General features: G+C 61.7%; 22 protein-coding genes. 9 read left to right on the plus strand and 13 right to left on the minus strand.

The window, feature by feature from the left end; all coding sequences use genetic code 11:
- Positions 1–15: 15 nt before the first annotated feature.
- Positions 16–465: a D-aminoacyl-tRNA deacylase gene (gene dtd / locus J0O65_RS08370; RefSeq protein ID WP_215405838.1), complete on the minus strand. Its 450-nt coding sequence runs from the start codon at positions 463–465 to the stop codon at positions 16–18.
- The gene (tyrS, locus tag J0O65_RS08375; protein ID WP_215405839.1) at positions 462–1,727 is read right to left on the minus strand and encodes a tyrosine--tRNA ligase; all 1,266 of its coding nucleotides are present in this window, start codon (positions 1,725–1,727) and stop codon (positions 462–464) included. Before tyrS ends, dtd begins: the two co-directional genes overlap by 4 nt.
- Before the next feature lie 152 nt (positions 1,728–1,879).
- On the opposite strand from tyrS, the gene J0O65_RS08380 reads away from it, so the two are divergent.
- Together J0O65_RS08380 and J0O65_RS08385 are read left to right on the plus strand one after the other, a co-directional pair.
- Positions 1,880–3,247, plus strand: coding sequence for a M23 family metallopeptidase (locus J0O65_RS08380; protein ID WP_152253546.1), 1,368 nt, complete (start codon positions 1,880–1,882; stop codon positions 3,245–3,247).
- A gap of 162 nt (positions 3,248–3,409) precedes the next feature.
- On the plus strand, positions 3,410–4,504 hold the full coding sequence (locus J0O65_RS08385) for an anhydro-N-acetylmuramic acid kinase (RefSeq protein ID WP_215405842.1): 1,095 nt from the start codon (positions 3,410–3,412) through the stop codon (positions 4,502–4,504).
- A 164-nt stretch (positions 4,505–4,668) separates the two neighbouring features.
- On the opposite strand, the gene erpA is transcribed toward J0O65_RS08385, so the two are convergent.
- The 5 genes from erpA to rplM all read right to left on the minus strand — a co-directional run bounded on the left by erpA (position 4,669) and on the right by rplM (position 7,647).
- Positions 4,669–5,031, minus strand: a complete 363-nt coding sequence (gene erpA, locus J0O65_RS08390; protein WP_029496047.1) for an iron-sulfur cluster insertion protein ErpA — start codon at positions 5,029–5,031, stop codon at positions 4,669–4,671.
- 98 nt (positions 5,032–5,129) lie between these two features.
- Positions 5,130–5,519 (minus strand): bactofilin family protein, encoded by a 390-nt coding sequence (locus J0O65_RS08395; RefSeq protein WP_215405844.1) that lies wholly within the window; start codon positions 5,517–5,519, stop codon positions 5,130–5,132.
- A 90-nt stretch (positions 5,520–5,609) separates the two neighbouring features.
- Positions 5,610–6,647, minus strand: a complete 1,038-nt coding sequence (gene argC / locus J0O65_RS08400; protein WP_215405846.1) for an N-acetyl-gamma-glutamyl-phosphate reductase — start codon at positions 6,645–6,647, stop codon at positions 5,610–5,612.
- Between the two features lie 169 nt (positions 6,648–6,816).
- The gene (rpsI, locus tag J0O65_RS08405; RefSeq protein WP_215405848.1) at positions 6,817–7,209 is read right to left on the minus strand and encodes a 30S ribosomal protein S9; all 393 of its coding nucleotides are present in this window, start codon (positions 7,207–7,209) and stop codon (positions 6,817–6,819) included.
- A 9-nt stretch (positions 7,210–7,218) separates the two neighbouring features.
- Complete coding sequence (gene rplM, locus J0O65_RS08410) at positions 7,219–7,647, minus strand: 50S ribosomal protein L13 (protein ID WP_010393282.1); 429 nt, start codon at positions 7,645–7,647, stop codon at positions 7,219–7,221.
- 225 nt (positions 7,648–7,872) lie between these two features.
- Here rplM and J0O65_RS08415 point away from each other — a divergent pair, with 225 nt between their 5' ends.
- Entirely contained in the window at positions 7,873–8,295 is a 423-nt protein-coding gene (locus J0O65_RS08415) for an OsmC family protein (protein WP_077399527.1), read from the plus strand.
- An 86-nt stretch (positions 8,296–8,381) separates the two neighbouring features.
- Here the strand turns inward: J0O65_RS08415 and coq7 are convergent, their stop codons facing one another.
- Positions 8,382–9,026, minus strand: a complete 645-nt coding sequence (gene coq7 / locus J0O65_RS08420) for a 2-polyprenyl-3-methyl-6-methoxy-1,4-benzoquinone monooxygenase (protein WP_215405850.1) — start codon at positions 9,024–9,026, stop codon at positions 8,382–8,384.
- Positions 9,027–9,113: 87 nt separating this feature from the next.
- Positions 9,114–9,545: a hypothetical protein gene (locus J0O65_RS08425; RefSeq protein WP_215405853.1), complete on the minus strand. Its 432-nt coding sequence runs from the start codon at positions 9,543–9,545 to the stop codon at positions 9,114–9,116.
- A gap of 148 nt (positions 9,546–9,693) precedes the next feature.
- On the opposite strand from J0O65_RS08425, the gene J0O65_RS08430 reads away from it, so the two are divergent.
- The 4 genes from J0O65_RS08430 (at position 9,694) to J0O65_RS08445 (ending at position 16,347) form a co-directional block, all read left to right on the plus strand.
- Entirely contained in the window at positions 9,694–10,473 is a 780-nt protein-coding gene (locus J0O65_RS08430) for an ABC transporter ATP-binding protein (protein WP_215405855.1), read from the plus strand.
- A 3-nt stretch (positions 10,474–10,476) separates the two neighbouring features.
- Complete coding sequence (locus J0O65_RS08435) at positions 10,477–11,673, plus strand: ABC transporter permease (RefSeq protein WP_215405857.1); 1,197 nt, start codon at positions 10,477–10,479, stop codon at positions 11,671–11,673.
- A gap of 191 nt (positions 11,674–11,864) precedes the next feature.
- Positions 11,865–12,758 carry an ABC transporter ATP-binding protein gene (locus J0O65_RS08440; protein WP_092716806.1) on the plus strand — a complete coding sequence of 298 codons (894 nt, stop codon included), beginning with the start codon at positions 11,865–11,867 and terminating at the stop codon, positions 12,756–12,758.
- Between the two features lie 10 nt (positions 12,759–12,768).
- Positions 12,769–16,347, plus strand: coding sequence for an ABC transporter permease/M1 family aminopeptidase (locus tag J0O65_RS08445; RefSeq protein ID WP_215405859.1), 3,579 nt, complete (start codon positions 12,769–12,771; stop codon positions 16,345–16,347).
- A 53-nt stretch (positions 16,348–16,400) separates the two neighbouring features.
- On the opposite strand, the gene J0O65_RS08450 is transcribed toward J0O65_RS08445, so the two are convergent.
- From J0O65_RS08450 to J0O65_RS08465, 4 genes are all read right to left on the minus strand, one after another.
- On the minus strand, positions 16,401–16,784 hold the full coding sequence (locus J0O65_RS08450; RefSeq protein WP_215405861.1) for a hypothetical protein: 384 nt from the start codon (positions 16,782–16,784) through the stop codon (positions 16,401–16,403).
- Positions 16,785–16,954: 170 nt separating this feature from the next.
- On the minus strand, positions 16,955–18,418 hold the full coding sequence (locus J0O65_RS08455; RefSeq protein ID WP_215405863.1) for a catalase: 1,464 nt from the start codon (positions 18,416–18,418) through the stop codon (positions 16,955–16,957).
- A gap of 93 nt (positions 18,419–18,511) precedes the next feature.
- The gene (locus tag J0O65_RS08460; protein ID WP_215405865.1) at positions 18,512–19,168 is read right to left on the minus strand and encodes a DsbA family protein; all 657 of its coding nucleotides are present in this window, start codon (positions 19,166–19,168) and stop codon (positions 18,512–18,514) included.
- A 135-nt stretch (positions 19,169–19,303) separates the two neighbouring features.
- Entirely contained in the window at positions 19,304–20,173 is an 870-nt protein-coding gene (locus J0O65_RS08465; protein WP_215405867.1) for an MBL fold metallo-hydrolase, read from the minus strand.
- Between the two features lie 211 nt (positions 20,174–20,384).
- On the opposite strand from J0O65_RS08465, the gene J0O65_RS08470 reads away from it, so the two are divergent.
- Positions 20,385–21,836 carry an alkaline phosphatase gene (locus tag J0O65_RS08470; RefSeq protein WP_215405869.1) on the plus strand — a complete coding sequence of 484 codons (1,452 nt, stop codon included), beginning with the start codon at positions 20,385–20,387 and terminating at the stop codon, positions 21,834–21,836.
- Positions 21,837–21,865: 29 nt separating this feature from the next.
- Positions 21,866–23,290 carry an alkaline phosphatase gene (locus J0O65_RS08475; protein WP_215405870.1) on the plus strand — a complete coding sequence of 475 codons (1,425 nt, stop codon included), beginning with the start codon at positions 21,866–21,868 and terminating at the stop codon, positions 23,288–23,290.
- Positions 23,291–23,307 lie beyond the last annotated feature (17 nt).

Consider the following 23,307-nt stretch of genomic DNA (forward strand, 5'->3'; position numbering starts at 1 on the left):
TTGCTCCTTTTATCGTTATTGTTTGGTGCTGACCTGCAACCAGAACGTGACGGGGCCGTCATTCGTCAGCGACACCTGCATGTCGGCGCCGAACTGCCCCGTTTGCACGCTCGCATGGCGGCTGCGCGCCTGCTCCACGAAATGCGAAAACAGGCGCAGGCCGTCCTGCGGCGCGGCCGCCGGCGTGAACGACGGGCGCGTGCCGGACTTGGTGTCGGCCGCCAGCGTGAACTGCGGCACCAGCAGCAAGCCGCCAGCCACGTCCGTCACGCTGCGGTTCATCTTGCCGGCGTCATCGGCAAACACGCGGTAGCCGAGCAGCTTGGTCAGCAAGGCGTCCGCTTCCTTTTCCGTATCGCCCCGCTCGGCACACACGAGCACCATCAGGCCGGCGTCGATGGCGCCGACGGTGGCGCCGCCGACGTCGACTTTCGCCTGCGTGACGCGCTGCAGCAGCGCGATCATGCCGTCAAGGTGACGCGCGCGAAACTGCGCTTGCCAACTTGCAACACGAACTGACCGGCTCCCACTTGCAAGCCCTTGTCGCTGATCACGGCGCCGTCGATGCGCACGCCGCCCTGGTCGATCTTGCGCATCGCTTCCGACGTCGATGGGCACAGGCCCGCCTGTTTCAGCAGTTGCGGGATGCCCAGCGGGGCGCCGGCCAGGGTCACTTCCGGGATATCGTCGGGAATGCCGCCTTTCGAGCGGTTGACGAAGTCGGCCAGCGCATCTTCGGCCGCCTGCTGCGAGTGGAAACGGGCGACGATTTCTTGCGCCAGCGCAACCTTGGCATCGCGCGGATTGCGGCCCTCCTCGACTTCGCGCTTCAGTTGCGCCAGTTCGGCGATCGAGCGCCACGACAGCAGCTCGTAGTAGCGCCACATCATGACGTCGGAAATGCTCATCAGCTTGGCGAACATGGTGTTGCCCGGTTCCGTGATGCCGATGTAGTTATTCTTCGACTTGGACATTTTTTCCACGCCATCCAAACCTTCCAGCAGAGGCATGGTCAAAATACACTGCTGCTCCTGTCCGTACTGCTTTTGCAGTTCGCGGCCCACCAGCAGGTTGAACTTCTGGTCCGTGCCGCCCAGTTCCAGGTCCGACTTCAGGGCCACCGAGTCGTAGCCCTGCATCAGCGGATACAGGAATTCATGCACGGAAATTGGAATGCCGCCCTGGAAGCGCTTGGTGAAGTCGTCGCGCTCGATCATGCGCGCCACCGTGTAATGGGAAGCGAGTTGGATGATGCCGCGCGCCCCCAGCGGATCGCACCACTCGGAGTTATAGCGGATTTCGGTCTTGCTGGCATCCAACACTAAAGATGCTTGCGCGAAATACGTCATCGCGTTAATCTCGATCTGTTCCTTGGTCAAAGGCGGGCGCGTGACGTTGCGGCCCGAAGGGTCGCCGATCATGGACGTGAAGTCGCCAATGAGGAAAATGACTTGATGGCCGAGGTTTTGCAACTGGCGCATCTTGTTCAGCACGACAGTATGGCCCAGATGCAAGTCGGGTGCGGTCGGGTCCAGGCCCAGTTTGATGCGCAGTGGAACACCGGTTTTCTCGGAGCGCGCTAATTTTTGCGCAAATTCGCTTTCGATCAAGAGTTCGTCGACGCCACGCTTGGTAATCGCGAGGGCTTCTTGTACTCTGTCCGACAGCGGAAGCGCGGTCTGAGCGGCGTTAGCCTTTGTAGGCGATGCGGTGGTGTTGATTTCCATAAAATTTGACTGTAGATCTCAAAATGGTAGTAGGTTTGCGGAGTTTGCTATAATGCTCGATCCCATCAATCTTGCCGTATGAGCGAACCAAAATAACAATAACAAAGAGCACTAGTTCACGAATCGTTCAAGGGCAAATTTTAACTGATTGCATGAACCCTATACATAAAATCACAGGCTCACGCTTGTACACACAGCTGACGACGACACGCAAGGCACGCATTATCGGTGCCTCTGCAGTGCTGCTCGCCGTGGCCGCCTTCGGCGCGGTCGCTGTGTCGCCCATGGCGCCCGACGCATCGGACTTGCCGGTGACGTCCATCGCCCAGAACCTGGAAATGCCTGATCTCGCCTCGCAAATTTCCGCGATGGAACAGGTAGACCAGAATTTCACCCACGAAGAAAAAGTCCGCGCTGGCGATACCCTCGCCACCCTGCTGACCCGTCTCGGCGTGGATGATCCGGCGGCCGCCAATTTCATTAAAACCGACAAGATCGCGCGCGGCGTGATGTTGCTGAAATCGGGCAAGCGCGTGCAAGCGCAAACGACCGAAAACGGCGACCTCAACTGGATGCGCGCCACGCTCGTCGACGGCACCGACAAATCGGTCAAGAACATCCTGATCACCCGCAAGGGCGACAAGTTCGTGGCCACGGAAGTGGCAGCCCAGCTGGAACGCCGCGTTGAAATGCACGCGCGCAAGATTACCTCCACCCTGTTCGCCGCCACCGACTCCAGCCTGGATGGCACCCGCCTGCCAGACTCGATTTCCGCGCAAATCGTGGAAATGTTCTCCACCAATATCGACTTCCGCTCCGACCTGAAACGCGGCGACTCGTTCAATGTTGTCTATGAAACATTCTGGCAAGATGGCGAATTTGTCCGAGCGGGCCGCATCCTGGCCGGCGAATTCACCAACCGCGGCACGACTTACCAGTCCGTTTGGTTCGAAGACCCAGCCAGCAAGCAAGGCGGCGGTTACTACAGTTTCGACGGCAAGTCCCTCAAAAAAGCCTTCCTGAAATCCCCCCTCGAATTCTCCCGCATCTCGTCCGGCTTCTCCATGCGCGTGCACCCGATTTCCGGCAACTGGAAAGCGCACAAGGGCATCGATTTCGCCGCAGCGACAGGCACCCCCATCCGCGCCTCGGGCGACGGCGTGGTCGATTCCGTCGGCATGCAAAATGGCTATGGCAATGTTGTCGTCCTGAAACACTGGGCCAACTACACCACCGCCTACGCCCACATGAGCCGCTTCGCTTCGGGCCTGAAAAAAGGTCAAAAAGTGAGCCAGGGCGATGTGATCGGCTACGTCGGCACCACCGGCTGGTCGACGGGCGCCCATTTGCACTATGAATTCCGCGTCGGCGGCGTGGCGCAAGACCCAAGCAAACTGAACGTACAAGCCCAGGCGCCATTGACGGCCGCCGAGCTGAGCCGCTTCCGCATGGTGTCGGCCGACATGATGCACCGCTTCACGCTGCTGCGTCCGAACGACACGGCACTGGCGTCGCGCTAAGCAACACTGCCTTCGGGCAACAATAACAATAAAGGCACCGCCCATGCAGATGGCCGGTGCCTTTGTTTTTTCCCGCGCGCTTTTGTTTTTCCCGCGCGCTTTTGCGTACGGCACAAATGCGGCACAATGCACTTCTTCACTGACGCATTCAAGGAAAACCCCATGCTGTATATCGGTTTGATGTCGGGCACCAGCCTGGACGGCGTTGACGGCGCGCTGGTCGACTTTTCCGACGATGGCGGCACGCGCAGCCTGGGCGATGCGTACATTCCCTTTCCCGCCAGCCTGCGCGACGATCTGATGGCCTTGCAAAGTGCCGGCCAGAATGAAATCGAACGCGAAGCGCTGGCGGCCAATCAACTCGTGCGCCACTACGCCGACTGCGTCGCCCTGCTATTGAACAATGCGGGCATCGGTGCGGACGCCATCGCCGCCATCGGCGCGCATGGCCAGACCATCCGCCACCGCCCCGAGCTGGGCTTTACGCGCCAGCTGAACAATCCGGCCCTGCTGGCGGAACTGACGGGCATCGACGTCATCGCCGACTTGCGCAGCCGCGATGTGGCGGCCGGCGGCCAGGGCGCGCCGCTGGTGCCCGCTTTTCACCAGGCCATCTTCAATTTGCCTGGCCACACGCGCGTGCTGGCCAATATCGGCGGCATCGGCAATATCAGCGTGCTGCACGCGGACGGCACGGTGACGGGCTACGACACGGGCCCCGGCAATGCGTTGATGGATGGCTGGGTCTTGCAACACCTGGGCCAGCCCTACGACGCCAACGGCGCCTGGGCCGCCACGGGCCAAGTCATCCCCGCCCTGCTGGCCGAGTTGCTCAATGAACCGTATTTTGACTTGCCGGCGCCGAAAAGCACGGGACGCGACCTGTTCCATGCCGACTGGCTGAGCACCAAGCTGGCCAGGCATCCGGGCGCCCAGCCTGCCGACGTGCAGGCGACGCTGACGCAGCTGACGGCCGCCAGCCTGGCGCACGCGATCCTGCGCGACGGCGCGCAGGCGGAAACCGTATATGTGTGTGGCGGCGGAGCGCAGAACGCCAGCCTGATGGCGGCGCTGGCCGCTGAATTGCCGGGCATGGCGGTGGAGTCTACCGAAGCGCTGGGCGTGGCGCCCAGCCAGGTCGAAGCCTTGGCGTTCGCCTGGCTGGCCTGGCGCTTTAACCAGCGCAAGCCGGGCAATTTGCCGGCCGTGACGGGTGCGCAGGGCTTACGCGTACTGGGTGCGCTGTATCCGCGCTGAGCCGACGTAGAAACACAAATAGCGGATCAACGATCCGCTATTTTATATGACGCCTGCAAACTGGCGCGCGTGAAAAACGTTCAGGGCAAGGCGCATTGCCGAAGACAGTACGAATAGTACGGCGAGGCAATGCAACGCCGCCATGGACGTTTTCTCAGGTGTGCTTATACCGAGAAAGACGAACCGCAACCGCAGGTCGAGGTCGCTGTCGGATTCTTGATCACGAACTGCGCACCTTCCAGGTCATCCTTGTAGTCGATTTCCGCGCCGACCAGGTACTGGTAGCTCATGGAATCGATCAACAGCTGGACGCCGTTCTTGACCATGGTGGTGTCATCTTCGTTGACGATTTCATCGAAGGTGAAACCGTACTGGAAGCCGGAACAGCCGCCGCCCTGCACAAAGACGCGCAATTTCAGGTCGGGATTGCCTTCTTCTTCGATCAGCTGCGCGACTTTTTCGGCGGCGCTATCGGTAAAGATAATAGGGGAAGGGATCACATCTTGCATTTCAGCGACGGCATTCATATCAGGCACTCCTACTAGAAAACATTAAGTCATTATAGACTGTTGGCGCAACTCGCGCTGCGACCGCCGCTGGCGCGGCTGGCCGGTGTTGTTCCTGCTCACATTTCCGATACGGCCAGGTGCAGCACGGAGTCGGCGCTGTCGTGCCGGCTGAGTTTGCCTTGCACCAGGGCGCCGCTGTGCATTTCCAGCACCTTGTAATAGACCTCTCCTACAATGCGGGCTTTTGGCTGGATTTCAAGCATTTCGGACACATACACGGGGCCGTTGATCTCGCCGCTGACGACCAGGCTGGAGCAGCGCACTTCGCCATCGATGCGGCCCGCCTCGCCCAGCACCACATACGTGGGGTCGCCCGGCTCGCCCGTGACGTTGCCGCGCACATGGCCATCGATGCGCAGTCCGCCGCAAAACAGCAAGTTGCCCTCGATCCGCGTCGAAGCGCCGATCAGGGTGTCGATGGGATTTTTCGCGTTGCGCTCGAACATGAACGTCATCCTGTCGGGGTACGTGGCAATCCAATTTATCACAGGTCCGGCAAAAAGGCGCCGGACCCGCGCAAACGCTCGTGCCTATATTTAAGGCATCACGGCGATGTGTTGCAAACCAGCCGTTTCTTTCAAGCCAAACATCAAGTTCATGCATTGCACGGCCTGGCCCGCTGCGCCCTTGACCAGGTTGTCCTGCACCACCAGCACGATGACGGTATTGCCGCCTTCGGGACGGTGCAAGGCCAGGCGCAGCATGTTCGAGCCGCGCGTGGAGCGGGTTTCCGGGTGCGAGCCGAATGGCATCACGTCGACGAAAGGCTCGTCCTTGTATTGCTCTTCGAACAAGGCTTGCAATTCCTCATTGCTGACGTCCTTGTTCAGCTGCGCGTACAGGGTCGAATGCATGCCGCGGATCATCGGCACCAGGTGCGGCGTGAAGGTCAGCCCCACTTTCTCATCCGTGAAACGCTGCAGCTGCGCCGTCGTTTCCGGCAGGTGGCGGTGACCTGCCACGCCGTAGGCCTTGAAACTGTCGCTTGCCTCCGAGAACAGGATGCCGATTTCCGCCTTGCGGCCGGCGCCGGACACGCCCGACTTGCAGTCGGCGATCAAGCCGCCCGCATTGACCAGGCCAGCCTTGAGCAGCGGGTAAAAGCCCAGTTGCATGGTGGTCGGGTAGCAACCTGGGTTGGCGATCAGCGCGGCTTGCTTGATGTCTTCGCGGTTCAGCTCCGGCAAGCCGTACACGGCCTGGGCGATCAGTTCGGGCGCCGTATGGGGAATCTTGTACCACTGTTCGAACTTGGCCTGGTCTTTCAGGCGGAAGTCGGCGGCCAGGTCGATGACTTTCACGCCGGCGGCCAGCAGCGCTGGTGCTTGCGCCATGGCAACGCCATGCGGGGTGGCAAAGAAGACCACGTCGCACTGCTCCAGGTTCGCCTTGTCCGGCGAGGAAAATGCCAGTTTTACATGGCCACGCAGGGAAGGATACATGTCAGCCACGGGCAAGCCATCTTCCTTGCGCGAGGTAATCGCCGTCAACGCGACATCTGGATGGGTAGCGAGCAAGCGCAGCAATTCCACGCCCGTGTATCCAGTGCCGCCGACGATGCCAACTTTGATCATGTTCTTTCCTTGTGTATAGATTGCATAAAGATGAAGGGAAACGCTACCCCAGCGGGATTTCCGCGTATTTTACAGCGCAACGCTGCATCCCGCTGAAATGCAAAAAAGCCGCGGAACCGAAGTCCAGCGGCTTTTCGACCAGCACCATAAAGGTGCTGTAGCGTAGAAATTAACGCTTCGAGAATTGCTTTGCGCGACGTGCTTTGCGCAGACCAACTTTTTTACGCTCGACTTCACGTGCATCGCGGGTCACGAAGCCGGCTTTTGCCAGTTCCGATTTCAACGCTGCATCGTAGTCGATCAGAGCGCGGGTGATGCCGTGACGAACTGCACCAGCCTGGCCCGACTCACCGCCGCCATGGACGTTGACTTTGATGTCGAAACGCTCGACATTGCCGGTCAGTTCCAGTGGTTGACGGATGACCATCAGACCCGTTTCGCGCGAAAAGTATTCGTTTGCTGGTTTGCCGTTAACAACGATCAAGCCTGTGCCAACTTTGATAAAAACCCGAGCCACTGCACTTTTGCGACGGCCGGTTCCATAATTGTAATTACCGATCATGTCAGTTCCTTAGAGAACAAGTGCTTTAGGTTGCTGAGCAGCGTGCGGATGGGAACCTTCCGCGTACACTTTCAGCTTCTTGATCATTGCGTAGCCGAGTGGGCCTTTAGGCAGCATGCCCTTGACCGCTTTCTCAAGCGCGCGACCTGGAAAACGCTGTTGCATTTTCTGGAAGTTGGTTTCGTAGATGCCGCCTGGATAGCCAGAGTGACGGTAGTAAATTTTCTCAGTAGCTTTGGTACCGGTCACACGCAGTTTGCCTGCGTTGATGACGACGATGAAGTCGCCGGTATCGACGTGAGGAGTAAATTCTGGTTTGTGTTTGCCGCGCAGTCGGAGTGCCACTTCGCTGGCAACACGTCCGAGGACTTTGTCCGTCGCGTCAACCACGAACCAATCGCGCTGGACTTCATGTCCTTTAGCGGAAAATGTTTTCATGTTGACTTCCTAATAGATTACACGCTCAAATGGTGGTTCCGACTATGCTGCTGTACGGACTCTGCCTTATTTACTTTTCCTGAGCGAACGGAAAGCCGACAAGTATAAGCGGCTTTGCCTTGCCGCGTCAAGCCGCAATGCAGGCCGGCTGCGGCCCGGCGGGCGGCACATGGATGGGCATTCCTCTATTACAATACAAAACGCTTACAATTTTCGGAGAGTACGATGGAATGCAAAGTCAGCTGGAATGGCCCGTCGGGCATGAGTTTTCGGGCAGAAACCGGTTCCGGCCACCTGGTGACCATGGATGGCGCGCCCGATGGCGGCGGCCACAACCTGGCGCCACGCCCCATGGAAATGGTCTTGCTGGGCACGGGCGGCTGCACCGCCTATGACGTGGTGCTGATCCTGAAACGGGGGCGCGAAGCCGTCAGTGGCTGCGAAGTGACCCTGAAGGCCGAGCGCGCCGACACCGATCCGAAAGTATTTACCAAGATCCACTTCCACTTCACCGTGCGCGGCAAGGCACTGAAACCGACGGCCGTGGAACGGGCCGTGGCCTTGTCGCATGACAAATATTGCTCGGCGTCGATCATGCTGGCGAAAACCGCCGAAATTACGCACTCGTTCGAGATTATTGAAGAGTGAAAACTGGGGTCGGACCCGGCGGGGGAATACGCCCCAGTGGGGCATATTCCGATCCCATAGGGACTGACCCCGGCTCTTTTCTGCATCTAGATGTAGTACGCCGTTTTTGTCATCACTTTCCCCATGATGCCCATCAGCGCCTTCACGGGCGCCGGGGTGTCGATGGCGCCCAGTCGCTGGGCCGCGGCGCCGTGTTCCACCTCGTCGATGGCCATCTGCTTGACGATGGCGCGCGACTTGGCGTCCTGCGGCGGCAATTCCTGCAGGTGGCTGGCCAGATGCGCCTCCACCTGGCGTTCCGTTTCCACCACAAAACCCAGGCTGCGGCCGTCGCCCATGCGCGCGGCGATGGTGCCCAGCGCAAACGAACCGGCATACCACAGGGGATTGAGCAGGCTCAGACGCGAGCCCAGCTCCGTCAGGCGCTGCGCCGTCCAGGCCAGGTGATCTTCCTCTTCGCGTCCCGCTTCGTCGAACTGGGCGCGGATGGCCGCGCTGTGCGCATAGCGCGCCTGCGAGTTGTACAGCGCTTGCGCGCACACTTCGCCCACATGGTTGACGCGCATCAGGCCGGCGCTGTGGCGCTGCTCGGCCGGGCTCAGTTCCGCATCGGGCGCATGCGCGGCCGGCGTGGGGCGCGAGGCCGAGGCCACGCCCGCCATGACGCGCAGGGCCTTGTCGGCGCCAACAATCAAACGATCCAGAGGGTCAAAATGGCGGTGCGCGGTCATCGTGGCTATGCTCATGAGTAGTAAAGCATGAATTATAGGACCATCGGGGCCAGCCGTCCCCACGCCGCGCGCAGGGTGAACGGGGCTTTATTGACTTGTGCGCGCTTTTTCCCGCTCGATCCAGTCCACCACGGGGCCGACGGCGTCCAGGCCGGACAGGCTTTTCGCCACGCCCAGGTTCAATGAAATCAGGAAAAAAATACTGTCGACGGGAATGTCCGGGCAATGCTCGGCAAACGCGGCGCGAAAACGCTCCGATTGCAGCACGCGCAAGACTTTCTCGCCGCTCATGAATTGCAGCACGCTGGCGATGCTGTGCCCGCCACCAATCGAGTGGTAAATGAAGCGGTTGTACTGCGCATCGATCTGCTTGAAATCGAGCGTTTCTTCCGTCATCAGGCCGGCCAGGTAGTACAGCCCCAGGCTGACGCGGAAGAAACCGATGGCTTCGGCGCTGGTCATGCCGGCCCGCGCCACGGCCAGCACCTTGTCCTGCATCGCCTGATCGATCGTTTGCATTGCGCTCTCCCGCGCCGTCCGCCGGCGCCCACCGGGCCAGCTTGCATGAAGATGCTGTTTTTTTCAATAGACCAAACGATATTTCCACCTTGCAAGTTACATTTTTTGCATGCTACTCTCGTTCTTCACCGTTAAATGGATGAAGCACATGATTGAGGTCAAGCACCTGGCAAAACGTTTCCGCATGCCGCCCCACAAGGGCAAGGCCGTGCACGTCAGCGATCCACGCGAACACGAGGGCTGGTTCCACGCCGTGCGCGACGTCAGTTTCAGCTGCGCCCCCGGCGAAGTGCTGGGCTTGCTGGGGCCGAACGGCGCCGGCAAGACCACCACCCTGCGCCTGCTGTCGACGGCCTTGCAGGCGGACGCGGGCAGCGCCCTCGTGAACGGCGTCGATGTCTTGCAGCAACCGCTGGTGGCGCGCCAGAGCATCGGTTTCCTGTCCGGCTCGACAGGCTTGTACGGCCGCCTGACGGCGCGCGAGAACGTGGAATATTTTGGCCGCCTGCATGGCATGCCGGCCGACAAGCTGAAACGCCGCTGCGACGAACTGTTTTCCCTGCTGCAAATGGAAGAATACGGCGGCAAGCGGGCAGATCAGTTGTCGACGGGCATGAAACAGAAGTGCGCGATCGCCCGCACCGTCGTGCACGAGCCGCAAGTGGTGATCCTCGACGAGCCGACGACGGGCCTGGACGTGATGTCGGCCAAGATCCTGCTCGACTTCATCGCCAGCTACAAGGCGCTGCGCGTGCCGCTGATCTTTTCCACGCACCATCTGCACGAGGTGGAAAAGCTGTGCGACCGCGTCTGCATCATCAACCGCGGCACCACCGCCTTCAATGGCACGGTCAGCGAACTGCGCCACCTGGGCGGCAGTGCCGATCTGTACGACGCCTTTGTCAGCGTCATCAACCAGGGAGCCTGAGCCATGTGGACCATTTATCTGAAAGAACTGCTGGAGCTCACGCGCGACCGCAAGACGCTGATCTTCACCATCCTCATCCCCATCTTTGCCATGCCGCTGATCTTTGGCGGCTTCGCCTACGTCTCGAACAATATGTTCAAGAACGCCAAGACGGCGGAAATGCGCTACGCGCTGTTCGGCAAGGACCATTCGCCGGGACTGAGCGCGCGTTTTGCGCAGCAGCACAACCTGCGCGAAGTGCCGCTGGCCAGCGAGGGCGACATCCGCCGCGCCATCGGCGATGACACCATCAAGTTTGCCGTGGTCATCCCGTCGCATTTTGAAGATACGTTGAAGCAACAAGAACAGGCCAAGGTCACGCTGCACTACAACAGCGCCAGCTCCGTGGACGTGACGCACCAGCGCGTGCGCGAAATCGTCGATGCCTACAACGCGGGACTGCGCGAAGGTGCCCTCTCGACCTTGAACCTGAGTCCTGCCCAGCTGGCCTTTGCCCTCAATCCCATCGTGCTCGACAAGCAATCGACGGCCAACGAGCGCGAGCAGATGGGCGCCATCATCGGCGGCATGCTGCCGTACCTGCTGCTGATGGTGTGCCTGACGGCGGCCATGTACCCGGCCATCGACCTGGGCGCGGGCGAAAAGGAGCGGGGCACGCTGGAAACCCTGCTGCTGGCGCCCGTGCCGCGCAGCGCCATCGTGCTGGCCAAGTTCTTCGTGCTGTTTACCGTCGGCATGACGTCCGCCGTGCTGATGGTGGGCAGCATGGGCATCCTGCTGGCCATCTTCGGCGGTACGCTCGAGGGCAACATGGCCGTCCTGGTGCACAGCATCGGCTTGCCGGACCTGGCCATGGTCACGCTGATGCTGGTGCCGACGGCCGCCATCTTCGCCTCGCTGCTGCTGTCGATCTCGATCTATGCGAAAAGCTACAAGGAAGCGGCCGGCATGATCACGCCGCTGATGCTGTTCGTCATCCTGCCCACGGTGGCGGCCATGCTGCCCGGCGTCGAACTGAACTGGATGTGGGCCATGGTGCCGCTGACGAATGTGTCGCTGGCCATGAAGGAGCTGGTCAAGGGCACCATGGATTACCGCATGTTCGGCGTGATCCTGGCCTCGACCACAGTGATCGCCGGCGCCCTGCTGGCCCTGTGCCGCTGGTGGTTCAACCGCGAATCGGTGCTATTCCGTAATTGATCGTCACGCGGCGCGCCGGCGGGGAAAACGGTTCCCCGGGATGGCGCGCCGTCCACCCCCGCCAACTGCACTCTGGGCACGCGAAAATGCCGTGTATCGCATGCAGCTGCCCAGTACGTCTTAAATTCAATACAATGCCAGCATAGAGTAGCCCTGTCGCATCGGGCAGCAACGCATGAGTTAGGAGTTGTATGGAATTGCAGATTCGCAAATTGTCGAAGACCTACGCGAATGGCGTGGTGGCGCTGGATAACGTGTCGCTGACGATACCGCCCGGGATGTTTGGCTTGTTGGGCCCGAATGGCGCCGGCAAGTCGACCCTGATGCGCACCCTGGCCACCTTGCAGGAATGCGATTCGGGCTCCGTCTTCTTCGGCGACTACGACGTGCTCGACGACAAGGACGAGATCCGCCGCATGCTGGGCTACCTGCCGCAAGACTTCGGCCTGTACCCGAAAGTGACGGCCTACGAGCTGCTCGACCACTTCGCCACCTTGAAAGGGCTGTCGCAACGGGCGCGCCGGCGCGAGGTCGTCGATGGCCTGCTGCAGCAAACCAACCTGTTCGACGTGCGCCACCAGCGCCTGGGCGGTTTTTCCGGCGGCATGCGCCAGCGCTTCGGCATCGCGCAAGCCCTGCTGGGCGACCCGAAACTGATCATCGTCGACGAGCCGACGGCCGGCCTCGACCCGCAGGAGCGGGTGCGCTTCCATAATCTGCTGTCCGACATCGGCGAGGACAAGACGGTGATCCTGTCGACCCACATCGTGTCCGACGTGGCCGACCTGTGCGCCAACATGGCCATCATCAACAAGGGCCATTTGCTGCTGTGCGGCAAGACCCAGGAACTCATTGACGAAGTCAGCTGCAAGATCTGGGCGCGCTTCGTCGACAAGAAGGAACTGGCCAGCTTCCAGCAGCGCCACGCCGTCATTTCCACGCGTTTGCTGTCGGGCCGCACCCTGATCCACGTCTACAGCGACGACGACCCGGGCGATGGCTTCGAGGAAGCCATCGGCGACCTGGAAGACCTGTATTTCGCCACCATTGCCGGGCGCCACCGCGTCGCCCCGCAGTGCGACTGAGGGGGCGGCCATGTTTGCCATCGCCCGCTTTGAAGCGCGACAGCGGCTCAAGCTGCTGTCCACCTGGGTGTATTTCGCCATGTTTTTGGCGCTGGCCATGCTGTGGATGGCCGCCGCCGGTGGCGTCTTCAAGGAAGCGAGCATCAGTTTCGGCGGCAAGTTCCTGATCAACGCACCGCGCTCGCTGGCGTTCACGTGCAGCGTGCTGGGCTGCTTCGGCGCCGTCGTGGTGGCCGCCATGATGGGCCGCTCGGTGCAGCAGGATTTCGAATACGGCATGCAGCATTTCTTCTTCAGCGCGCCGATCAAGAAATACCAGTACGTGTTCGGCCGCTTCCTCGGCGCTTATCTGGTGCTGGCGGTGGTGTTTTCCAGCATCGTCATCGGCGCCTGGCTGGGCGCCTGGCTGCCCGGCATCGATCCGGAACGGCTGGGGCCGCAGCGGGCACTGGCCTACCTGATGCCCTACGTGTTTACCCTGCTGCCGAACCTGTTCATCTTCGGCGCCATCTTCTTCGTCATCGCGGCCCTGACGCGGCGCATGCTGCCCGTGTACATCAGCTCGGTCGTCATGCTGATCGGCTACCTGGTGGCGCCGTCCCTGGCGCGCGACCTCGACTACAAGACCCTGGCCGCCCTGATCGACCCCTTCGGCACCACGGCGCTGATACGCCTGACGGAATACTGGCCGAACGCGGAACGCAACACGCGCCTGGTGACCCTGGAGGGCGTGTACCTGCTGAACCGCGCCATCTGGTCCGGCTTCGCCCTGGTGGCCTTGCTGCTCGGCTACTGGCGCTTCCAGTTCCACGCCACGACGGACGCGGGCGCCAGCAAGCGCCGCAGCGAGGGCGACGTGCCGCTGCGCCTGTCGAACGCCTCGCTGTCCACGCAGGAAACACCGGACTTCGCGCAGCGCAACCTGGCCGCCCTGCTCTTCAAGATGAGCTGGCTGAACCTGCGCGAAACCATCAAGAACATCTATTTTGTCGTCATCGTGCTGGCCGGCGTGCTGACCATGTATGCGGGCGCGCTGGACATGGGTTCCCTCTACGGCACGAATACCTATCCCGTGACGGAAAAAGTGCTGGACATGGTCAGCGCCTCGTTCGCCCTGTTCATGCTGATCATTACCACCTTCTACGCGGGCGAACTGGTGTGGCGCGAACGGGAAGCGGGCACCCATCTGATGCTCGACGCCCTGCCCGTGCCGAACTGGCTGCCCCTGCTGTCGAAACTGTTTGCGCTGATCGGCCTGCAAGCCTTGCTGAGCCTGGTCATCATGCTGTGCGGCATGTCGATCCAGGTCTTCAAGGGCTATTACCGCCTCGACCCCGGCCTGTACCTGGAATCGCTGTTCCTGTCGCACCTGCCGTCCTACGCGCTGATCGCCGTGCTGGCCATCTTTTTGCAGGTGGTCATCAATCACAAGTACCTGGCGTATTTCGCCATGATTCTGTACCACATCGCCAGCATCAGCTTTTCCTCGCTGGGCCTGGGCGACCCGCTACTGCTGTACGGCAATACGCCGGACTTCGTGTATTCGGCCATGAACGGCGCCGGCCACTACCTGTTGCGCGAGCGCTGGTACTTGCTGTATTGGAGCGGCGCGGCCGTCATGCTGACGGTGCTGTCCCTGCTGTTCTGGCCCCGCGGCGCGCAGGACAGCTGGCGCATCCGCCTGCGCCTGGCGCGCCACGGCCTGACGCAGGGCGTGCTGGCCAGCTTTGCCGGCGGCGCCGCGATCTTCCTCGGCGCCGGCGCCGTGCTGTTCTACGTCTTCCACGTGGCCAACGATTACCAGTCCGACTTTGCGCGCGACGCGGACCGCGCCAGCATCGAACGCCAGTACCGCAAGTTTGCCGCCACGCCGCAGCCGAGAATCACCGACGTGAAACTCGACGTGGCCATCTACCCGGCGCAGCGCACCCTCATCGTCACGGGCCGCTATGTGCTGCAAAACAAGACCAGCCAGCCGATCAGCCACATTTTTGTGCAGCAAGATCCAACCTCCAGCATGCGCCTGCGTTTCGATACGCGCGTGCATCCCGGCCTCGATGACGGCAAGCTGGGCTTTTACAGCTACCGCCTGGCCGCGCCGCTGGCGCCGGGCGCCACCCTGGGACTCGATTTCGACGTCCGCTATGCGCCGCGCGGCGTCTTCGGCCTGGGCCAGGACACGCCCGTGGTAGCCAACGGCACCTTCTTCACGAATGCCGTGCTGCCGCACATCGGTTACCAGCCGCAACAGGAATTGACGGACCCGCGCGACCGCAAGAAACACGGCTTGCCCGCGCGCGAACGGGCCTTGCCGCGCGACGATGCGCGCGGGCTGGCCGACAATTACATCAGCAACGACGCCGACCGCATCCGCTTTGACGCCACCGTCAGCACCGTCGACGGCCAGACGGCCATCGCGCCGGGCATGCTGGACAACGACTGGATCGCCAAGGGCCGCCATTACTTCCATTACACGATGGAGCAACCGATCCTCAATTTCTATGCCTTCCAGTCGGCCCGCTACGCCGTCAGGCACGAGCGCTGGCAAGACGTGGCCATTGACGTGTATTATCACCCGGGCCATGAATACAACCTCGATCGTTTCGTGCGCGGCAGCAAGGAGGCGCTCGAGTACTACACGAAGCACTTCGGCCCCTACCAGCACAAGATCCTGCGCATCGTCGAGTTCCCCCGCTACGCCACGTTTGCGCAATCGTTCCCGAACACGATTCCGTACTCGGAAGGCCTGGGCTTCATCGCCAAGGTCGACGACAAGAACCCGAAGGACATCGACTATCCGTTCTACGTCACGGCGCATGAAGTGGCGCACCAGTGGTGGGCGCATCAATTGGTCGGCGGCAATACGCGGGGCGCTACCGTGCTCAGCGAAACCCTGGCCGAATATTCGGCCCTGATGGTGATGAAGAAAACCGTGGGGCCGGCCAGGATGCGCCGCTTCCTGCGCTATGACCTGAATCAATACCTGATGGGGCGCAGCGAGGAGCGCAAGAAGGAATTGCCGCTGGCCGAGAATGAAAACCAGGCCTACATCCACTACCACAAGGGCAGCCTGGCCATGTACTTGCTGCAAGACATCATCGGCGAAGACAAGGTCAACGGCGTGCTGCGCGAACTACTCAAGACCCATGGCCAGAAGGGCCCGCCCTACCCCAGCGTGACGGCCCTGATTGCCGGCTTGCGCCAGGTCACGCCACCCGAGCAGGTTTACCTGATCGATGACCTGTTCGAGAAAATCGTGCTGTTCGACAACCGCGCCCTGTCGGCCACGGCCACGAAACGCGGCGATGGCAAGTACGCCGTCACCATGAAAGTGCAGGCGGGCAAATTGACGGCCGGCGAACAGGGGGAGGAGCACGACGCGCCCCTGCACGACTGGATCGAGATCGGCGTCGACGACGCGAACGGCCATCCGCTGCTGCGCGAACGCCTGCACATGACGGCGCGCGAAGCGAGCTATACCGTCATCGTCGGCAGCCGGCCCGGCAAGGCGGGCATCGATCCCGACAACAAGCTGATCGACCGCAAGCCGGACGACAATATGCTCACCGTCGAACTCGAAGAACCGTGACGAAAAATGGCCGCCTGTTCAGGGCGGCCATTTTTTTGGATATCACACGGGAATCAGACCGCGGCGCGGCGCGTCGCCAGGCTCAGGCTGATGCCCATTTCCGTCAGGTGTTGCATGTCGGCCAGCGAGAGATCGAGCGGAGCGTCGAGCGTGTCTTCGCCGTTCAACTCCAGTTGCAGCTCGGCCACGATGCGCGGCATGGTGAACGTGACGCCGCGCGAGCGGCATTCGGCCAGGTAGCTGCGTATGCGCGATGGCAACACTTGCGACTTGGATGCCTGCGCGATCAGCACGTCGAAGCCGGAATCGAGATGCACGCGATTCGCGCCCTTCGCCTCGCCCTTGCGCCATTGCCGCTCCGGATCGGTGGGCAAGACTTCGAGGATGGATTTGAGCGTGGGGTCGTCCCCATGCACCGACAGCTTCGCCATATTCATATTGCAAGACTTTCTAGTCAGGACGCCGCCAGGAAGACGGTGCGATCATCAGACCGACAAGTCTACGCATGGACGGCAAATATGTCCATACGGCAATATTTTATATCAAGCTTTAATTTGTGCCATATCAACAACAGGCGGAACAGGATAGGTCCGCCTGTGATCGCCGATTACTGCGCCACGCCACGCGCCTGCAGGGCGGCCCGCACGCCGGCGCCGTAGGCGGCATCGGCCCGGTCGAAGTGGCCCAGCTGGCGCTGCAGGGTTTCCGGCCGCACCAGGCTCAAGGGACCGGCCAGGTTGTCGAACAGATTTTGTTTCGCCTGGGCCGACATCAAACGGAACAGGTTGCCGGCCTGCGTGTAATCGTCTTCCACGCCGCGTCCATCGTAGCGCGCCGCGCCGCCCTCGAGCGCCAGCGCCGCCTCGCCATGGCCCAGCCCTTGCGGCGCGCTGCCTGCCGCCGCCACGTTCGCGTAGTTGCGCGCCGCGCCGCCATTCTGGATCGCCATGGCGCCGTCGCGCTGCTGGTTATGGAAGGGGCAACGGGCTGCGTTCACGGGCAGATGCTGGTGGTTCGTGCCGACCCGGTACAGCTGGGCGTCGTGGTAGGCGAACAAGCGGCCTTGCAGCATCTTGTCCGGCGAATATCCCATGCCGGGCACGGCGTTGGCCGGCGAAAAGGCCGCTTGCTCGACTTCCGCGTGGTAATTATCGGGGTTGCGGTTCAGCTCGAAGATACCCACCGGCAGCAGCGGGAAGTCCGCATGCGGCCACACTTTCGTCAGGTCGAACGGGTTCCAGCCCGTGCGCCGCTCCCATGCATCGAGTTGCTCCTGCGTCGCCACCTGCAGCTTGACTTCCCACTGCGGAAAATCGCCGCGTGCGATGGCGCCGAACAGGTCGCGCTGGGCGTAGTCGGGGTCGGCACCGGCCAGGCGGCCCGCTTGCGCCGCAGACAGGTTCTTGATGCCCTGGCGCGTCTTGAAGTGCCATTTCACGTACACGCGCTGGCCGTCGGCATTGATCAGGCTATACGTGTGACTGCCGAAGCCATCCATGTGGCGGTAGCCGTCCGGCGTGCCGCGGTCCGAGAACAGCATGGTGACCTGGTGCAAGCTTTCCGGCGCATGGCTCCAGAAATCGAACATCATCTCGGCCGATTTCAAGTTACTTTGCGGATCGCGCTTCTGCGTATGGACGAAATCGGGGAACTTGATCGGGTCCTTGATGAAGAACATCGGCGTGTTGTTGCCAACGAGGTCCCAGTTGCCCTCTTCCGTATAGAAACGCACGGCGAAGCCGCGCGGGTCGCGTTCCGTATCAGCACTGCCGCGTTCGCCGCCCACGGTGGAAAAGCGCGCGAAGGTGGCCGTCTGCTTGCCCACTTCACTGAACAGCTTGGCCTTGGTGTAGCGCGAAATATCGTGCGTGACGGTAAACGTGCCGTAGGCGCCCGAACCTTTCGCGTGCACGACGCGCTCGGGGATGCGCTCGCGGTTGAAATGCTGGAGTTTCTCGATCAGGTGGAAGTCTTGCAGCAGCAGCGGGCCGCGGGGGCCGGCGCTGAGGGAATTCTGGTTGTCGGCGACGGGGATGCCCGAGGCGGTACTGAATGGCGGCTGTTGGCTCATGGCTGCTTTTCCTTCGTTGTTGACTGATGAAGCCAGTGTAGCGAGGTCAACAACAAAGGAAAAGCTAATTGATTTTATCGATTCGATAGCTATTTACAATGAACAACCTTGGGCATCGCACACGCCGCCCAGTTGCGCCTGCAACTTCGCCGGCTGGCCCAAAAACTCGCCGATATCGATCACGGACAGCTTGCCGCCGCCATCGTCGAGCACAAAGGTGGGAAAGCCCTGCCCGCCCACCCGCGCCAGCAAGGCGCGGCTGGCGTCGATGTGCCGTTGCGTGGCGGCGCCCGCCTGTTGCGCGTACGCGGCCTGGAATGCCGTCCCGTCCATGCCCAGCTCTTGCGCCAAGCTCAGCAGCACGGGCCGGTCGGCGATGCGCAAGCCGTCCACGTAATGGGCGCGCTGCACGCGCTGCAGCATGTCCAGTCCCTTGCCGGCCACCGTTTCCGCCGCCAGGATGGCCGTGATCGGCGGTTCGGAATCCATCATGGCCGTGGTGTCGTTCAGCAAGCCGTTGACATAGGCGTCGCCGAAGGGCTGGCCGGACAATTGCTCGATGCGCCGGTCGTGCGGCAGCACATAGCCGCGCCAGGCGGGCGTGATCTGGCGGCGATTGCTGCCCGTCATCATGCCGCCGCCGTGAAACGCCACCGTCAGGCCGGGCACGGCGCGCGCCGCCTCGACCAGCGGCGCGGCGCCGTAGCACCAGCCGCACAGGGGATCGAAAATGTAGTGCAGTGTGGGCATGACCCTATCCTTTATAAAACTAAAACAGATGACTTGAAAAACCGTAGCGAGCGGCGCTAGTTCTGGCTGAGAAGCGCAACTGTGCTAAAGCACAGTGAGCATCGCAGGCCGGAAATCGCGTCGCGCAGTAGGTTTTTACCATGTCATTTCGCCCTTGGCGACCTTCGCGCTGGTGTCTAAAGCGCCATCGAGGCCCAGCTTCGGGTAATGCCGTTTCATGGCCTCGATCAGGGCGGCCGAATTGGCGGCCTTGGCCGTTTCCGCTTCAAACGTCACCAGGTAGTTGCGCGTAAAACCGATGCTGTCCGGCGTCAGGGGCGAAGCCACCTTGAAGTGGCCGGGCACGACGGTGACGGGTTTCAGGGCGGCGATGCCATCGAGCGTCTTGAGCCAGTCCTGGCGCGATTGCAGGCTTTGCGTATCGGCCGTCCACACGTGCAAGTTGCCAAACAACACCACGCCACCGACGACGGCCTTGATCGATGGAATCCACACATAGGTGCGCGCCGGCGTCGGGCCGGCGATGTCCAGCGACTGGCCTTCCAGGCTGATGCGCTTGCCCTTCAGCGCGTCGGGAATGACGATGGCGTGCGGCGCGTTGTCCTTCAGGATCGGGCCCCAGTAGGCGACCTTGGCATCGGCCTTGCGGCGGATCTCGGCCACGGTTTCCGGCGTGGCGACGATTTTCGCCTGCGGGAACGCGGCCTTGATCACGTCGAGGCCAAAGTAAAAATCGGGATCGCTGTGGCTGATGTACACGGTCGTCAGTTTCTTGCCGCTGGCGCGGATCTTTTCCACCAGTTTTTGCGCTTCGGCGCGCGAGAATTGCGCATCGATCAGCACGGCGTCATGCTTGCCCGCGACCAGCACGGAAGCGACGGGGAAGATGGCCGCTTCGCCCGGGTTGAAGACTTCCAGGGTCAGGGGCGCGCTGGCGGCGGCCGAGGCCGCGCCGGCGGCAAACAAGGTGGAAACAAGAACGCTGCCGAGGGATTTGGAGAACATGATGCGCCTTCACAAGATGATTGGATGCATGCATCTTACGTTGCTTGATCCGGCAGAAAAACCGATTAAATTGCAATAGTTTGTTGCGTAATTCGATGCAATAGGCGATAGCGCCACGCCCGGCTCCTTGAGAAGGCTGTCACAACGTCATGAGGGCGTCACATTGGATTGCTATCTTGCCAGCTCTTTCAAACCTAGCCGGATGAACCACATGACACGCAGAAAAATTTCCGTCGCTGGCTGCAGCGTCGCCATCACCCTGATGCTGGCCGCCTGCGGCAGCGACGCCAAAAAAGAAGAGGTAGTGGCCGAAGCCCCGCCGAAAAACGTCATCTTTTTCCTCGGCGACGGCATGGGCCTGACCACCATGACGGCCGCGCGCATCTATTCCGTGGGCGAAGACGGCGCGCTGACCATGGACACCCTGCCGGAAACGGCCTTCGTCAAGACGTTCTCGAACGACGCGCAAGTGACCGACAGCGCGCCATCGATGGCCGCCTATATGACCGGCGTCAAAATGAACAATGAAGTCATCTCGATGTCGGCCAATACGGTCGCCATCGATCCGGGCACGGATGCGAACGGCAACAAGCTGGTCAACAAATGCGGCACCGGCAACGGCACGCCCGCCACCACCTTGCTGGAACTGGCCAAGGCCAAGGGCTTTGCCGCCGGCGTCGTCAGCACGGCGCGCGTGACGCACGCCACGCCGGCCGCGACCTACGCGCACATTTGCCACCGCGACCTGGAAAACGATATCGCCGCGGCCCTGGTGCCGGGCGGCACCGGCTACAACAGCGCGCTGGGCGCCACCGGCCTGGACGTGGTCCTCGGTGGCGGCGCGCAATTCTTCAAGCCGTTCAAGGATGGCGGCAAGCGTTCCGACGACCGCGACCTGGTGGCCGAACTGAAAGCGAAGAGCTACACGGTCGCCAACAACGCCACCGATTTCAAGGCCGTCGATGCGGCCAAGACGGAGCGCCTGTTCGGCGTGTTCACGTCCAGCCACATGAGCTACGACCTGGACCGCGATGCGGCCAAGGAGCCTAGCCTGGCGGAAATGACCACCAAGGCCATGGACGTGCTGGCCAAGAACAAGAAGGGTTATTTCCTGATGGTCGAAGGCGGCCGCATCGACCATGCGCTGCACGAAACGACGGCCAAGAAGGCGCTGCAGGATACCGTCGCGTTCGATAACGCCATCAAGGCCGCCATCGAGAAAGCCAAGCTCACCGATCCGACCCTGGCCAATACCCTGATCGTCGTCACGGCCGACCATGACCACACGCTGGTGCTGAACGGCTATGCCAAGCGCACGGGCAAGACGGCTGCCGGCAATCCTGGCGTGCTGGGCGTGGTGAAGAACTACGTGACCGGCGCGGTCGAGAAAGACCTGGACGGCGCACCGTATTCGATCATCGGCTTCGGCAATGGCGAAAACCGCACCCAGTCGAGCCGCGCAGCCATGGCCAGCCTCGATGAAACCGTCACCAGCGCCAACAACTACCACCAGGAAGCGGTGATCCGCACCACGGCCGGCAACGAAACCCACGGCGGCACCGACGTCTTCCTGGGCGCCATCGGCAAGGGTTCGGAAACCTTCCTTGGCACCATCGACAACACCAAAGTATTCGGCCTGGTCAAGACCGCCGGCGGTCTGTAATCCCCAAGAGACAAGAATTGGACAAGCACATGAAACTTGCATCGACACCCGCCGCACTGAAATCGGCCCTGAAACTCTCCTTGCTGACCACGCTCGTGGCCGCCAGCGTCGCCAGCGCCTACGCCGCCGACGCCAAGAACGTCATCTTCTTCCTCGGCGACGGCATGGGCCCGTCCGTCGTGACGGCGGCGCGCATCTACCAGTACAAGGAAGACGGCAGCCTGACCATGGACACGCTGGAGCGCACGGCGCGCATCAAGACGTTCTCGAACGATGCGCAAACGACGGACAGCGCGCCATCGATGGCCGCCTACATGACCGGCGTCAAGATGAACAATGAAGTGATCTCGATGGCGCAGGACACGATCGCCAAGGAACCCGGCCGCGACGCCAACGGCAACCTGGGCGTGGACAACTGCCCGGCCGGCGGCAAGAGCGTGCCGACCATCCTGGAACTGGCGAAAGCCAAGGGCAAGGCCGTGGGCGCCATCACCACCACGGAATTGACGCACGCCACGCCGGCGACGACGTTCTCGCACATTTGCAACCGCAATGCGCAATACGCGATCGCCGCGCAAGCGACGCCAGGCGGCGCGGGCTACAACGCGGCGCTGGGCGATGGCGTCGACGTGCTGATGGGCGGCGGCCGCAACCACTTCACCCCATGGTCGGCCAGCAACAAGTATGGCCGCGTCGATGGCCGCAACCTCTTGAGCGAATTCGCCGCCAAGGGTTACACCGTGGCCGCCACAAAAGCGGAAATGGCGGCGGCGCCGAGCGGCAAGAAATTCATCGGCCTGTACAGCACCCGCAGCCATCTGGAATATGAACTGGACCGCACGGCCACGCCACCGCTGGGCGAAGGCGCGACCCAGCCTAGCCTGTCGGAAATGACGCTCAAAGCCATCGACTTGCTGTCGAAAAACGCGAACGGCTACTTCCTGATGGTCGAAGGCGGCCGTATCGACCACGCCCTGCACGGCATCAACGCCAAGCGCGCGCTGACGGACACCATCGCCTTCGACGACGCCATCAAGGCCGCAATCGCCAAGATCAAGGAAAGCGATCCAAAGCTGGAGAACACCCTGATCGTCGTCACGGCCGACCATGACCACACGCTGGCCTTCAACGGCTACGGCAAGCGCGGCAACCCTATCCTCGACATCAACCGCGGCTACAAGGATAACCAGCCGAGCAAGGATGCCGATGGCAATACCTACACCACCCTGGTGTTCGGCAACGGCCCGAACCGCCCTGCCCTGCGCAGCAACGTCGACAGCGCCACGGCACTGAAAGACAACTACCTGCAAGAAACAGGCGTGCGCCTGGCCAGCGAAACCCATGGCGGCGGCGACGTCAAGCTGCTGGCCACGGGCGCCGGCGCCAAGGCCTTCAAGGGCACCCTGGACAACACCAAGGTGTTTGACTTGCTGAAGGCGGCCTTCGGCTTCTGATCCACTTCAACACGGTA

This window comes from Janthinobacterium sp. JC611, from assembly GCF_018682595.1.
Classification (GTDB): domain Bacteria; phylum Pseudomonadota; class Gammaproteobacteria; order Burkholderiales; family Burkholderiaceae_D; genus Janthinobacterium.

Excerpts from the sequence above, each read along its gene's own strand:
- dtd (WP_215405838.1), bottom strand. The coding sequence starts at position 465 with ATGATCGCGCTGCTGCAGCGCGTCACGCAGGCGAAAGTCGACGTCGGC.
- tyrS (WP_215405839.1), bottom strand. The coding sequence starts at position 1,727 with ATGGAAATCAACACCACCGCATCGCCTACAAAGGCTAACGCCGCTCAG.
- J0O65_RS08380 (WP_152253546.1), top strand. The coding sequence starts at position 1,880 with ATGAACCCTATACATAAAATCACAGGCTCACGCTTGTACACACAGCTG.
- J0O65_RS08385 (WP_215405842.1), top strand. The coding sequence starts at position 3,410 with ATGCTGTATATCGGTTTGATGTCGGGCACCAGCCTGGACGGCGTTGAC.
- erpA (WP_029496047.1), bottom strand. The coding sequence starts at position 5,031 with ATGAATGCCGTCGCTGAAATGCAAGATGTGATCCCTTCCCCTATTATC.
- J0O65_RS08395 (WP_215405844.1), bottom strand. The coding sequence starts at position 5,519 with ATGTTCGAGCGCAACGCGAAAAATCCCATCGACACCCTGATCGGCGCT.
- argC (WP_215405846.1), bottom strand. The coding sequence starts at position 6,647 with ATGATCAAAGTTGGCATCGTCGGCGGCACTGGATACACGGGCGTGGAA.
- rpsI (WP_215405848.1), bottom strand. The coding sequence starts at position 7,209 with ATGATCGGTAATTACAATTATGGAACCGGCCGTCGCAAAAGTGCAGTG.
- rplM (WP_010393282.1), bottom strand. The coding sequence starts at position 7,647 with ATGAAAACATTTTCCGCTAAAGGACATGAAGTCCAGCGCGATTGGTTC.
- J0O65_RS08415 (WP_077399527.1), top strand. The coding sequence starts at position 7,873 with ATGGAATGCAAAGTCAGCTGGAATGGCCCGTCGGGCATGAGTTTTCGG.
- coq7 (WP_215405850.1), bottom strand. The coding sequence starts at position 9,026 with ATGACCGCGCACCGCCATTTTGACCCTCTGGATCGTTTGATTGTTGGC.
- J0O65_RS08425 (WP_215405853.1), bottom strand. The coding sequence starts at position 9,545 with ATGCAAACGATCGATCAGGCGATGCAGGACAAGGTGCTGGCCGTGGCG.
- J0O65_RS08430 (WP_215405855.1), top strand. The coding sequence starts at position 9,694 with ATGATTGAGGTCAAGCACCTGGCAAAACGTTTCCGCATGCCGCCCCAC.
- J0O65_RS08435 (WP_215405857.1), top strand. The coding sequence starts at position 10,477 with ATGTGGACCATTTATCTGAAAGAACTGCTGGAGCTCACGCGCGACCGC.
- J0O65_RS08440 (WP_092716806.1), top strand. The coding sequence starts at position 11,865 with ATGGAATTGCAGATTCGCAAATTGTCGAAGACCTACGCGAATGGCGTG.
- J0O65_RS08445 (WP_215405859.1), top strand. The coding sequence starts at position 12,769 with ATGTTTGCCATCGCCCGCTTTGAAGCGCGACAGCGGCTCAAGCTGCTG.
- J0O65_RS08450 (WP_215405861.1), bottom strand. The coding sequence starts at position 16,784 with ATGAATATGGCGAAGCTGTCGGTGCATGGGGACGACCCCACGCTCAAA.
- J0O65_RS08455 (WP_215405863.1), bottom strand. The coding sequence starts at position 18,418 with ATGAGCCAACAGCCGCCATTCAGTACCGCCTCGGGCATCCCCGTCGCC.
- J0O65_RS08460 (WP_215405865.1), bottom strand. The coding sequence starts at position 19,168 with ATGCCCACACTGCACTACATTTTCGATCCCCTGTGCGGCTGGTGCTAC.
- J0O65_RS08465 (WP_215405867.1), bottom strand. The coding sequence starts at position 20,173 with ATGTTCTCCAAATCCCTCGGCAGCGTTCTTGTTTCCACCTTGTTTGCC.
- J0O65_RS08470 (WP_215405869.1), top strand. The coding sequence starts at position 20,385 with ATGACACGCAGAAAAATTTCCGTCGCTGGCTGCAGCGTCGCCATCACC.
- J0O65_RS08475 (WP_215405870.1), top strand. The coding sequence starts at position 21,866 with ATGAAACTTGCATCGACACCCGCCGCACTGAAATCGGCCCTGAAACTC.